Annotated in this window: 8 protein-coding genes and 1 pseudogene; 5 read left to right on the top strand and 4 right to left on the bottom strand. The window is 61.1% G+C overall.

The annotated features are described in order from the left end of the window. The first annotated feature begins 51 nt into the window (after nucleotides 1-51). The gene (locus ACB032_RS04155; protein WP_016351032.1) at nucleotides 52-1,239 is read left to right on the top strand and encodes a Bcr/CflA family multidrug efflux MFS transporter; all 1,188 of its coding nucleotides are present in this window, start codon (nucleotides 52-54) and stop codon (nucleotides 1,237-1,239) included. A 109-nt stretch (nucleotides 1,240-1,348) separates the two neighbouring features. On the opposite strand, the gene ACB032_RS04150 is transcribed toward ACB032_RS04155, so the two are convergent. After that, on the bottom strand, nucleotides 1,349-1,816 hold the full coding sequence (locus ACB032_RS04150) for a DUF4357 domain-containing protein (protein ID WP_016351033.1): 468 nt from the start codon (nucleotides 1,814-1,816) through the stop codon (nucleotides 1,349-1,351). 197 nt (nucleotides 1,817-2,013) lie between these two features. Here ACB032_RS04150 and ACB032_RS04145 point away from each other — a divergent pair, with 197 nt between their 5' ends. The 4 genes from ACB032_RS04145 (at nucleotide 2,014) to ACB032_RS04130 (ending at nucleotide 7,672) form a co-directional block, all read left to right on the top strand. Beyond that, entirely contained in the window at nucleotides 2,014-2,694 is a 681-nt protein-coding gene (locus ACB032_RS04145; protein WP_371137416.1) for an ABC transporter ATP-binding protein, read from the top strand. A gap of 21 nt (nucleotides 2,695-2,715) precedes the next feature. Continuing rightward, nucleotides 2,716-4,926 carry an ABC transporter permease gene (locus ACB032_RS04140; protein ID WP_371137415.1) on the top strand — a complete coding sequence of 737 codons (2,211 nt, stop codon included), beginning with the start codon at nucleotides 2,716-2,718 and terminating at the stop codon, nucleotides 4,924-4,926. Beyond that, a complete protein-coding gene (locus ACB032_RS04135) occupies nucleotides 4,923-5,987 on the top strand; it encodes a lipocalin-like domain-containing protein (RefSeq protein ID WP_371137414.1) in 1,065 nt (354 codons plus the stop codon). The genes ACB032_RS04140 and ACB032_RS04135 overlap by 4 nt, the downstream gene beginning before the upstream one ends. Before the next feature lie 290 nt (nucleotides 5,988-6,277). Next, nucleotides 6,278-7,672: a hypothetical protein gene (locus ACB032_RS04130; RefSeq protein ID WP_371137413.1), complete on the top strand. Its 1,395-nt coding sequence runs from the start codon at nucleotides 6,278-6,280 to the stop codon at nucleotides 7,670-7,672. 324 nt (nucleotides 7,673-7,996) lie between these two features. On the opposite strand, the pseudogene ACB032_RS04125 reads toward ACB032_RS04130, so the two are convergent. The 3 genes and pseudogenes from ACB032_RS04125 to ACB032_RS04115 all read right to left on the bottom strand — a co-directional run. Continuing rightward, nucleotides 7,997-8,409, bottom strand: a pseudogene (locus tag ACB032_RS04125) (alpha/beta fold hydrolase); the annotation flags it as partial. Nucleotides 8,410-8,583: 174 nt separating this feature from the next. Then, a complete protein-coding gene (locus ACB032_RS04120; RefSeq protein ID WP_371137412.1) occupies nucleotides 8,584-11,391 on the bottom strand; it encodes an FAD-binding and (Fe-S)-binding domain-containing protein in 2,808 nt (935 codons plus the stop codon). Then, nucleotides 11,391-12,035, bottom strand: a complete 645-nt coding sequence (locus ACB032_RS04115; RefSeq protein WP_371137411.1) for a lactate utilization protein C — start codon at nucleotides 12,033-12,035, stop codon at nucleotides 11,391-11,393. Before ACB032_RS04115 ends, ACB032_RS04120 begins: the two co-directional genes overlap by 1 nt. Between the last annotated feature and the right edge of the window lies 1 nt (nucleotide 12,036).

The raw sequence follows: 12,036 nt of genomic DNA, 5'->3' as shown, positions 1-12,036 counted from the left end.
ACTGGATGTTTGTCACTCCCTGACTTCGCACTCATCAAGACTGGATAGCCTATGCCCCACGCCCCCCTCTCCCCTCGTTTTCTGTTCATCCTGCTCGGCGCGCTGGCGGGCCTGACCCCGCTCGCGGTCGACATGTACCTGCCCGCCATTCCGGCCATCGCCCGGGATCTGGCCACCAGCATCGACGGCGCCCAGCTCACCATCAGCGCCTTTCTGGGTGGCTTCGCCATCGGCCAGCTGTTCTACGGCCCGCTCGCCGACAGCTACGGCCGCAAGCCGGTGATCCTGGCGGGGCTGGTGATGTTTGCCATCGCCTCGGTGGGCTGCGCCATGGCGGACTCCCTGCCCGAACTGCTGGCATATCGGATGTTGCAGGCAGCCGGCGGGGCGGCTGGCTCGGTGGTGGTCAATGCGCTGCTGCGCGACCTGTTCGAGAAGGAGGCCTTCTCCCGCGCCATGTCGTTCGTGATCCTGGTGATGACGCTCGCCCCTCTTGTCGCGCCGGTGGTGGGCGGCTACATCAGCGCCCACAGCGACTGGCGGGTGATCTTCTGGCTGCTGGTGGGCATAAGCCTGCTCATCTGCCTGATGATGCAGTGGAAAATTCAGGAGACCCTGAAGCCCGAGCACAAGCAGCCCCTCAACCTCGGCCAGATCCTGAAGAACTACTGGGGTGTGCTCTCCCATCGCGGCGCCATGGGCTACGTGCTGTGCGGCTCCCTCTCAAGCTCGGGCATGTTCGCCTTCCTGAGTGCCTCCCCCTACGTCTACATCGAGTACTTCAAGGTACCGACCGAGCACTATGGCTGGCTGTTTGGCCTCAACATCCTGCTGATGATGGTGGTCACCTTCGTCAACAGCCGGCTGGTGAAGGGGGTGGGCGCCGAGCGGATGCTGCAATACGGCCTGCTGGTGCTGCCCTGTGCCGGCGCCCTGCTCATCTACAACGCCTGGAGCCAGACCGGCGGCCTGTGGGGCATCGTCATTCCGGTGGTGTTGTTCGTCGGCCACATCAGCCTGGTGGGGGCCAACGCCATGACCGGCCTGATGGGCCACTTCCCGCAATCGGCAGGTACCGCCTCGGCGCTGGCGGGCACCCTGCGCTTTGGCATCGGCGCCGTGGTGGGGATCCTGGTCAACCTCAATCCCCCCGAATCCCCGCTGCCGATGGCCATCGCCATTGCCGGCTGCGGGTTCGGCTCGACCCTGAGCTACTGGCTGCTGACCGGCAAAAAATAAACCCAGACCACGACAAACAACAAGGCCGCCCACCTGCATCGCAGGGGGCGGCCTTGTGTTATCTGCACCTTGTCAACGCATCCTCTGCCCCGAAGGGTGAAGGCTCAGCCTATTTCTTGCCAAACCCCGAGCGTTTGAGGGTATAGCCAGCGCTGTTTTGCCAGGCGTCCAGTCCGCTGCGGTTGTTGCCCGCCACCAGGCTGGCGGCCAGGCTCGGGCTGTTGAACAGCTGATCGGCAGTAAAGACGAAGCCCCCTTCGCTGCGCGGGGCCAGGATCCCCTTGCCCAGCAGCTCCTGGCGCAGCTCGATCACCGCTTCGCGCAGGGAAGCCGCATCCTCGCCGTTGGCGGTGGAGCCTGCCAGCACCATGAAGCCGGGGTTCTGCCGCTTGCCCACCGGATAACCGTGCGCCTCGGCCCCCTTGCCGTTGAAGTGGTAAAGCTCGCGCTCGCCCGGCTTGTTGTCGGAGAGCGCCTTTTGCAGGGTCATCAGCTCGTTGTAAATCTCGATGGGGACCACGGCAGCCTGCTTGTTGCCCTTGCTGTCGATGATAAAACTGACTTGCTTGTGTAACATCCTTGCGCATCCTGTGACCCATGGAGGCCCCTATTCTAACCACCACAGGCGAGCGGGATCCAGCCAGGATCCTCACCTCTTTTGCAGCCTTGATCACTAACTGGCACTCTCGCACAAGGGCAAAGCCGCGTGATCATTAGGCAGGGGAGCAACGTACATGGCATGATGAAAGCCATTGACCATCAACCGGTTATCCCATGCTGACCCTGCGCAATCTCGGCAAGAGCTTTAATAACGGCAGCGAACGGCTGTCGCTGTTTCACCACCTTGATCTGACCCTGGCGGCCGGCGAGATCACCCTGCTGCTGGGGCAGAGCGGCTGTGGCAAGTCGACCCTGCTCAACCTCATCGCCGGCCTCCTCCCCCCGGATGAGGGGGAGATCTGGCTGGGGGAGACCCGCCTTGACAATCAGTCGGCGGACGAGCGGGCCCGCATGCGTGGCCGCCATTTCGGCATCGTCTATCAGGACTTCAACCTGCTGCCAACCCTGACCGTGGCCGAGAACCTCGCCCTGCCCCTTGCCATCAACCAGCTTGCCCGCGATGAGACACGCATTGACGGCCTGCTGGAGCGCCTCGATCTCGCCCACAAGCGCCACGCCTGGCCGGAGCAGCTCTCCGGCGGCCAGCGCCAGCGGGTAGCGCTGGCCCGCGCCCTCATTCACCAGCCCCAGTGGCTGCTCGCCGACGAGCCCACCGGCAGCCTTGATGAACACAACGCCGAGCAGGTGATGGCGCTGATGATGACGGCGGTGCGCGGCACCGGCGCCGGCCTCTTGCTGGTGAGCCACAACCCCGCCTATGGCGCCCTGGCGGATCGGGTGCTGCGCCTTGAAGGGGGCCAGCTGGTCGAGCTCAAGGGGCGCCGCCATGACTGACGCCCGTCACGGAGGGCAGTGATGCTGCCGCTCAAGGCGCTGCTGCGCCTCTATCGCGCCCACCCCTGGCTGCTGCTGATGAGCCTGGTCGGGCTCACCCTGGGGGTCTCTTTGGTGGTGGCCATCGAGCTTTTGAACCACAGCGCCCGCACCAACTTCGTCGCCGCCCGCAGCCAGCTGGCGGGGGAAGCGAACTACCGGCTGGCGCCGGACGGCGGGCTGGACGAGCAGCTTTATGTGACGCTGGTGCGCAGCCAGCCGAACCTCGACGCCATGCCCCAGTTGCACGGCTGGCTGCAAGATGAGCAGGGGCGCAGTTTTCAGCTGCTGGGGATGGATCTGTTCAACCCAGGCCCCTTACGCCGGCTGTTTGGCGCCGCGCCGGACAAAGAGCCCACCTTCGCCCTCACCCGCGCCGACAGCGTCTGGCTGGCCGCTCCCGAGGCCAAGCGCCTTGGCTGGCAAACAGGCCAGAGCCGGCGCTTCGTGCTGGGTGGCGCTGAAGGGGCGCCCCCTCGCCCGCTGACCCTCACCCTGGCCGGCACCTTCGAGCCCGGCGCCGTGCCCATGGAGCGGCTGCTGGTGACCGACATCGGCCTCGCCCAGCCGCTGCTGGGCAAGGCGGGCCGGCTCGATCGCATCGTCTTCAAGCTCAGCGAGCAAGAGGCCACTGCCTTGCAGGCGGCCCTGCAATCCTATGCCCCCCATCAGCCCCTGTGGCTTGAGCCCATCAGTCCGGCGCTCGATGCCAGCCAGCTCGGCGATGCGCTGGCCCTCGCCCTGATGGGGCAGCTCACCCAGGCGCTGGCCGATCTCTATGGCCCCAATCCCATCGATCTGCTGCGCCTCTCCCCCGCCAGCCTTGGCAAGGCGCTGGTGATCGGCCTGCTGGGGACGCTCGCCGCCAACCTGCCCGGCTGGTGGCAACTGCTGCGCCAATCCCCTCTAGAGCTGCGAGAGGGCAACAGCCGCCCGCCGGCTCATCCCTGGCAACGTCGGGGGCTCGCCTGCGTCATCTTGCTGCTCTGTGCGCTCTGTCTGTGGCGGCCAGAAACCGGGCTGGGCGGCGCCCTCTTCGTGGCCGGCGGCTGGCTGCTGGCCATGGCGCTCGCCCTGCCCGATGTGCTGCGCGCCGTGCTGGGCCGGCTGCGCCGACGCGAGCGCGGCCCCCTCAGCGCCCGGCTCGGGGTGGCCGAAACCCTCTATCACCTGGATCGCACCGCCATCGCGGTGATGGCGCTGCAACTGGCCATCGCGGCGGCCATCGGCATCGGCGTCATGGTGTCGAGCTTTCGCTCGAGCGTGGAGATCTGGCTCGGCCAGCGCCTGGCCGCCGATCTCTACGTCACCGCCCCCAAGGGGGTGGCCGGCAACAAGGGCGCCCTGAGCGAGCAGACCCTCAACACCATCCTCGCCGCGCCGGACGTGGGCGCCGCCTCGCGCCGCTCGGTGCACCCGGCCCGCTGGCAGGGGCAGCCCATCGAGTGGGCGCAGATGGACTTTATCCCCGAGCTCAAAGCCGCCTACCCGCTGCTGACCGGACGCTGGCCCGCCACCCCCGCCGAGGTACTGGCGAGCGAACCGCTGACGGTGCGCCTCGGGGTCAAGGTGGGGCAGCGCCTCGAGGTGAGCGGCGAGCAGGGGCCACGCACCTTCACCGTCACCGGCGTCTATCAGGATTACGGCAGCGACAAGGGGCAGATACTGCACGCCTTCGAAGGGGGCAAGGTGCAATCCCTGGCCCTCTTCAGCTCGCACGTTGATCGCCTCGCCGATCGCCTGCGGGCCCAGTTTGGCGAGCGGGTGAACCTGTTGCCCGCCCCCGCGATCCACGCCGCCGCCCTCAGGGTGTTCGACCAGACCTTCGTGGTGACCGAGCTATTGAAGTTGCTCATTCTGGGGATCGCCTTCGTCGGCATCGGCTCGGCCTTCATGGTGCTGGGGCTGGCCCGGCGCGGCGAGTTGCAGACCCTGCAGAGCCTTGGCCTGAGCCCGCGCCACTGCCGCCGCCTGCTGGTGTGGCAAGGGGCGGGCCTCGGGCTGCTCACCGCGCTGTTGGCACTGCCGGTGGGCTATGGCCTTGCCTGGGTGCTGATTGAGGTGGTCAACCCCCGCGCCTTCGGCTGGCGGCTGGCCTTCGAGGCCGCCCCCCTGCACGCCGTCACGGCGCTCCTGCTCGCCCCCGTCTGTGGCGCGCTCACCTCCTGGTACGCCGCAAGGAGAGTGGTATGAAAGCAATCATCTGGCCGCTGGCGCTGATCTGTACCCTGTATGGCACCGGGATCAGTGCCAACGATCTGGGCACCATCCTTGGTGGCGGCAACGATCACTTCAAAAAGGCCCTGCCGGGTCAATCCATCCACCTGCCTGCGGATCACGGTGCCCACCCCGACTACCGATCCGAGTGGTGGTATCTCACCGGCAACCTGAAAGACGAGCAGGGGCGCGGCTACGGCATGCAGTGGACCCTGTTTCGCCAAGGCATCGAGCAGGAGATCACATCCGACAATCCCTGGCTCACGCCCCAGCTCTGGCTGGCCCAGTTCGCCATCACGGATTTGAGCAAAGGCAGCCACCAGCAGGACGAGCGCACCAGCCGCCAGGGGCCGGGGCTGGCCGGTGCCAGCGGCGGTCAGTATTGGCTCAAAGAGTGGGCACTGGCTTCTCAAGGGGAATCGCTCTTTCCCGCCACCCTCAAGGTGCAGAGCAAGGCGGGGGATCTTGATTTGCAGGTGAGTGCCGCCAAGCCGGCGGTGCTGCAGGGTCAACAGGGTTACAGCGAGAAGAGCCCGGGCAACGCCTCCTTTTACTACTCCTACCCGCGCCTGACCATCAGCGGCACCCTGACCCTGGATGGCGAGACCCGCAACGTCAGCGGTGAGGGCTGGTTCGATCACGAGTGGAGCAGCTCGGTATTGGCCCAGTGGCAATCCGGCTGGGACTGGTTTTCGCTGCAATTTGAAGATGGCCGCGAGCTGATGCTGTTTCGCCTGCGCACCAAGGCAGGACGCACTGAGCCAGAAAACCGCTACGGCATCCTGATTGAACGAGACGGCAGCAGCCGGGTGCTGGATCCTGAGCAGATCCGCCTCACCCCCGGCAAGACCTGGCGCGACCCAAAGGGGCAAGCCTACCCCATCGAGTGGCAGCTGGCAGCCGGCGATATGAGGCTCACCATCCAGGCGCGCCAGCCCGATCAGGCCATGACGGGGCGCTTTGACTACTGGGAAGGGGCGGTGTCCGTCTCGGGGGATGCCAAGGGGGTCGGCTATCTGGAGATGACGGGGTATTGAGACCTTGATATCAGAGCGGCTTCAAAAATTCATTCGAATTTCATGTACTGAGTAACTTTTTACTCAACAGAGTGACGAGTGCTTGATACTATCTCCAACCGAAACCTTTTCTGCTTTATCACATATGATTTCGGCCATCGGCTTGCAGAATTTCGGAAGAATTCGCGTAAGCTCGATTACATTCCGCCAGTCGGACCTACCGAGCGGAATCAACTCATTCGATAATGCATAATACAAGCAGTCGAGCAATAAAGGAAAGGTAATAACTGAAATATCATCGAGGTTAATTCATGTCTTTTTTGAAAGATTTAATCGCCAGCTTATACAGTCATGTTGACACGAGAATAAACAACCCAGTATTAGGCACCTTTAGTGCTATATTCTTTATTATTAATTGGCATCAATTCACCATCCTTATATTTGGATCAGATAAAATTGAATCAAGAGTGGCACAATTCAAGTCTTTCATAGAAAACATAAGTCTTAATCAAATTTCATGCATTGCATTTCTCACCCTCTCATATCTATTAATACTACCATTAATTAATCATGCAATTGGATTCGTCCAAGGCCTAATAGAACATAAACGATACACTTCGAATATCTCACAAGAGGTAAAAAATGAAAATGAAAGAGGCCGGTTAATTAATTCCAGATACAAGGCAGAACATCAAAATGAGATTGCAGCACAGGAAATTCTCGAAGAAATAGCTTTAAGCAACGAAAGAATCGAGCAACAAAAAATACTAACTGAAAGATTGAGCGACAGCTATAAATCAGCTAAGAGCATAATTCAATCTATGTATGAAAAATCTCAAGTAATAAGAGCTGAACTTGATAGAGCTCTATTAGAGAAAGAAACTTACGCCCAAAAGCTATCTAGGGAAAATTTTATCAAAGAGCGTGAGAGGCTCTCATATGAAAGATTAAAACTCCAAGTTGAAGAGAAAAGGAAAATATCACAACTGACATTATCTTTTTACTTAATCAATGAACTTCACCTATCTTTGATTGCACACTCAATTAAAATATCTTTCTCTGGATTAGGCTCTATAATTGCTAGTTTGTTTGGATATGCATCATTTTCGAAACTACTTGAAGACGAAAATTTCGATTCCGAGTCGTTAGATTCTGTTAAGTACATAATTTATGATGAATCTTTAATTTCTCAGATAACATCTATATTGGAAAATGAAGAGCTTAGTGGCAGTGTCGATAGTTATACTGTATTTGAAAGTTTAGAAGTTATTTTTAGCTCTAAATTCGAAATAAAAATTCTCACAGAAGAAGAAACAGGTGAAAAAATACAAGAAACACTGGAGGCAGGGAATGAATTGTATGATTTAACAAATTATGATGAGGTAAGTTCCAGCATGGCTGAAACCAATGCCTTTTTTGATTCCGTAGAAGATTTACAAGTTATTACTTCTTCTCTAGAAGAGAATTATTTTGACGTAGATTTTGAATGTGTTTTAACTGGAACCACTCATGAAGATAAGCCTTTCTGTGGTGACAAAATAAACATTTCCTTTATAAGTAGAAGCGAGGTTATATTAGGAAAGAACGCTCTGGGAGACTCAACAATTGAAGAGGTGAATAGTTCGGTTAAAGACTATTATGAAGATGATGACTACATTGAACATAGTGCGGACGATTCATCAAGCCAGCAAGAGTTTGAATTTTGAAACCAGCAAACTGCACTACTTCACTCACCTTCAGATAGATATACCCTTCTATATACCCCCTTCGGTGAGAACTCGCTCTGGCCGAGGGGGGTATTTATTTCCCCACATGTTTTACCAGATACAAGATATTGTGATAGGGAATCGCAGTTAATCCCATCTCGCAGGCACGGCTATTGCTGAACCCCTAGCGGCAATCAGCAAGCACCTGGGCAGACTAGAGAGTGTCTCAGCGTTAATCCGGCATCTCGCAGGCAAGACAGACACGCCGAACAGGCCCAAAAATGGGCACGATGGAGTGGCTTGAAAGAAGAACCGAGCCAAGCATTAAGCGCGGACACATGCCTGCGTTGAGATAAACGCCACGACTGCCGGTTAAAGTGATCTAGCTGCTCAACACTACAGACATGGCCGCACCGCTGGATCATCGCCAGCGATGAACTGGCATAGCCGGCCACCTGTTCACGCACCGGTGCCAGAAACATATGATCCTCCTGCCCCATCACATAGAGGGTCGGGATCGGCAGCATCCGCTCCTTGAAGTAGCGCATCAGAGGGTTGACCTCGGTGGCGAGGCGGAACCAGCGTTTGAACTCCTTCTGGCAGAGTTTGCGGGCCTCGCGCACAAAAAGGTTGCGCGACTCCTGATGGTGCTGGCGCGGCATGATGAAGGCAAACAGCCGGTAGAGCCACATATAGAGCAGGAAGTGTTGACCGAGTCGGCCCAGTTGCACCAACACCCACGGTAACTGTGCACCGGCAGGAGCTTGACGCACACAATTCGGCAGGGATGGGATAATCCGTTTTCTCTATGCTGGCTCTGACAATGGCGCGCCGCCACTCCCTGGGATTACGCCCCAGGCATTTGGCGTCTCCACCAACGGCAGGATAGTTATCCTGCCGTTTTTATTTTCCTATCTCGCCGCCAGATCCACCAGATAGAGGATGCTGTGATAGGGGATGCCGGCGTGCTGGCTGAGCCCCATTTCACAGGTGCGGCTGTTGCTGAATCCCTGACGGCAATCGCTGGGGACCTGGGCGGGCAGGTTGGCAAGCGCGGCGGCGTTGAGCTCCGGGGTCATCAACCCTTTGTCACCGGAAAAGCCGCAGCACTGGATATGCTCTGGCACGATCACCTCGCGGGCACAGGCGCGGGCCACCGCCTGCATCTTATCCCCCAGCCCCATGCGCCGGCTGCTGCAGGTGATATGGAGCATCACTGTCTCATCGATGGGGGTCAGCTCAAGGTGGGGCATCAGGTGTTCCAACACAAAGGCGGAGGGCTCGAACACCCGAAGGCCCTTGCCGATCGCCCCCGAGAGCAGCCGCTGCACGCAGGGGCTGGTGTCGAGCAGCACGGGCCAGCGCCCCTGCTCGCTTGCCTGCCACAGCGCCTCGGCCAGCTCAGTACGCTTGGCAGCGGCCACCTCGACCATCCCCTTGCTGTCATAGGGCATGCCGCAGCAGAGCCCCTCAACTCTCGCCGGCACGATGACCCGGCAGCCCGCCTTCTTGAGCAGAGATAACACCACATCCGGCAGTGAAGGGGCATCCTCCTGCTGGCCGAACACCCGGCTGGCGCAGGACGGCAGGTAGACCACGGCGCGATCCTCTCCAATGTCCTCGCTGGATCCGCCATTGCTCCCCTCCCCTTGCGGCCACCGGTAGCGGCTCGGCCCCGGCAGTGTGGGCAACCAGGCGGGGGTGCGCTGACCGCTCAGATGGCGAACCCCGTTCACCAGCCCTGCCAGCGCCTTGTCTCCCAACACCTTCCCGGCAATGGCTTTGAGGCCCAGCGCACTGCGGGCCGTGCGGGTCACGCCGGCGAAGTGATCGGCGCTCCAGCGGGCGATGGGCACGAAGCGCTGGTACTTGTCAGTGCGCAGCTTCTTGATAAGCGCTCCGGTATTGATGCCCACCGGGCAGCGATCGGCGCACAGCCCGGTCGCGGCGCAGGTCTCAATCCCTTGATAGTCAAATAGCTGGGCCAACTGGTTGGAGGGCTCATCGGCACGATTGCGGCGGGCCAGTTCGCGGTAAAGCACGATGCGCTGGCGCGGCGACAGCGACAGGGTGCGCGAGGGGCAGACCGCCTCGCAAAAGCCGCACTCGATGCACGGATCGACGATGGCATCACTCACCGGCATGGGTTTGAGGTGTGCCAGGTGGGCCTTGGGGTCGTCGTTGATGATGACGCCGGGATTGAGCAGGCCATCGGGGTCCAGCAGCGCCTTGATGCGGCGCATCAGCGCCATCCCCTCCGGCCCCCATTCCAGCTCCACATAGGGGGCCATGTTGCGGCCGGTGCCGTGCTCGGCCTTGAGCGACCCGCCAAAGCGCACGGCGACGAGTTCCGCCACCGCGTCCATAAAGGCGCCGTAGCGGGCCACCTGCGCCGGATCGTCGAACCCCTGGGTAAAGACGAAGTGCAGGTTCCCCTCCAGCGCGTGGCCGAAGATGATGGCTTCACCGTATTCGAAGCGATCGAACAGGGCTTGCAGCCCCGCCACCCCTTCCGCCAGACGTTCGATGGGAAAGGCGACATCCTCGATGATGACGGTGGTGCCGGTGGTGCGCACCGCCCCCACCGCCGGGAAAAGCCCCTTGCGAATGGCCCAGAGGTCGGCAGTATCGGTAGTAAAAGGCACAGAGGCGACCTGAGCGAACTCGGCCGCCATGACCGTCACCTGCTCGCAGCGATCGACCAGCTCCTCTTTCGATTCCCCATGCACCTCGACAAGCAGGGCGCAGGCGGCCAGATCCAGGGTCTTGATAAAGTCCGGCAGGCCGGGCTTGCCCGCCACCGAGCGCAGGGATCGCCCATCCATCAGCTCCACCGCCGCCACCGGCGCGCTTTTCAGGCGCGAGGTGGCCAGACAGGCCTGCTCGGCATCCCGGAACACCAGCAGGGCCGAGGCCTTGTGGGGGTATTCGGGCACGGTGTCGAGCACCACCTCGGCGATAAAGCCGAGGGTCCCCTCCGAGCCGATCATCAGGTGGGTGAGGATATCGACGGGATCCTCATGGTCGAGCAGGGCATTGATGGCGTAGCCGGTGGTGTTCTTGAGCCGGTACTTGTGGCGGATCTTGGCGGCAAGCTCGGCGTTCGCCAGCACCTCGGCGCGCAGGGCGGCGAGCCCCGAGAGCAGCTCCGGGCGTTTGGCCGCCAAGGCGGCGCGGCTGTGGGGATCGCCACTCTCCAGCACGGTGCCATCGGCCAGCAGCAGGGTCATGGCATGCAATGTGTGATAGCTGTTGTGGGCGGTGCCGCAGCACATGCCGCTCGCGTTGTTGGCGGCGATGCCACCGAGCTTGCAGGCGTTGATGGAGGCGGGATCCGGCCCAATCTTGCGCCCCAGAGGGGCCAGATAGCGGTTGGCATCGGCGCCGATCACCCCGGGTTGCAGGGCGATGCGCGCCCCCTCGTCCAGAATGCGGTGGCCGCGCCAGCTGTCGGTCAGGGTGATGAGCACCGAATCGCTCAGGGCCTGGCCCGAGAGGCTGGTACCGGCGGCGCGAAAGGTGCACGGCAGGCCCAATTCGCGGCACACCGACAGCACGAAGCGCACTTCATCCAAAGAGTCGAGGCGCACGATGCGCTCGGGCACCAGGCGGTAGAAGCTGGCGTCCGTGCCGTGGGCCAATCGCAAGTCCGGGTCGCTCACCAGCCGCTCCGGCGGGATGCGCGAGAGCACGGCGGCGTCAAATTCATTCCAGCGCATCAGCAATCCTCCACCAGCACCACCAAGAGGCGGCTCGGGCCGTGGGCGCCGTAGGCCAGGGTCTGCTGGATATCGGCGGTCTTGGAGGGGCCGGAGGCCAGCAGCAAATTGGTGGGCATGGCCTGCTGCCAACGCCCGGTCGCCACCAGCCCCGCCAGGTTGTCGGCGATGGTGGAGGCCGCCAGCAGGGCGATATGGCAGGGGGGCACAAGCGAAATAGTGCGCGGCTCACCGTTATCCGGCAGCAACACCAGGGTGCCGGTGTCGGCGATGGCGCCCGCGCAGTGGGTGATGCCCGCCTGACAGACGTCGAACAGATCGTCCTTCCAGCTCGCGAACTCGCCAGAGGGGGTCAACACAGATCGCCCGGCGCAAGCAGCCAGGGCGGCCTCCTGCCAGCGGCCACCCTGGCCACAGGCCAGATGCGTTATTGCTTCCCCATCCAGCCAGGCGGTCAGCTCCTGGGCCAGGGTTGCCTGTTGGACTGTGAGGATCTCGGCGTGGCTGGCGGTGATCATGCCAACAAAGCGCTCACGCCGCGCCTGATCATCCTCCCCGCACCAGGGCTGCCAGCCATGGGGGGCGTGGGCCATGGGGGCGGCGGCGCCGCGCAGGCGGCTTAATATGGCCTCTTTGCTCGACATC

It is taken from the genome of Aeromonas sp. S5(2024), assembly GCF_041403025.1.
Lineage (GTDB): Bacteria > Pseudomonadota > Gammaproteobacteria > Enterobacterales > Aeromonadaceae > Aeromonas > Aeromonas hydrophila.
The sequence above is the reverse complement of the archived record's forward strand: the minus strand, read 5'-3'. Positions and strand labels throughout refer to the sequence as shown.

Excerpts from the sequence above, each read along its gene's own strand:
- ACB032_RS04155 (WP_016351032.1), top strand. The coding sequence starts at position 52 with ATGCCCCACGCCCCCCTCTCCCCTCGTTTTCTGTTCATCCTGCTCGGC.
- ACB032_RS04150 (WP_016351033.1), bottom strand. The coding sequence starts at position 1,816 with ATGTTACACAAGCAAGTCAGTTTTATCATCGACAGCAAGGGCAACAAG.
- ACB032_RS04145 (WP_371137416.1), top strand. The coding sequence starts at position 2,014 with ATGCTGACCCTGCGCAATCTCGGCAAGAGCTTTAATAACGGCAGCGAA.
- ACB032_RS04140 (WP_371137415.1), top strand. The coding sequence starts at position 2,716 with ATGCTGCCGCTCAAGGCGCTGCTGCGCCTCTATCGCGCCCACCCCTGG.
- ACB032_RS04135 (WP_371137414.1), top strand. The coding sequence starts at position 4,923 with ATGAAAGCAATCATCTGGCCGCTGGCGCTGATCTGTACCCTGTATGGC.
- ACB032_RS04130 (WP_371137413.1), top strand. The coding sequence starts at position 6,278 with ATGTCTTTTTTGAAAGATTTAATCGCCAGCTTATACAGTCATGTTGAC.
- ACB032_RS04120 (WP_371137412.1), bottom strand. The coding sequence starts at position 11,391 with ATGCGCTGGAATGAATTTGACGCCGCCGTGCTCTCGCGCATCCCGCCG.
- ACB032_RS04115 (WP_371137411.1), bottom strand. The coding sequence starts at position 12,035 with ATGTCGAGCAAAGAGGCCATATTAAGCCGCCTGCGCGGCGCCGCCGCC.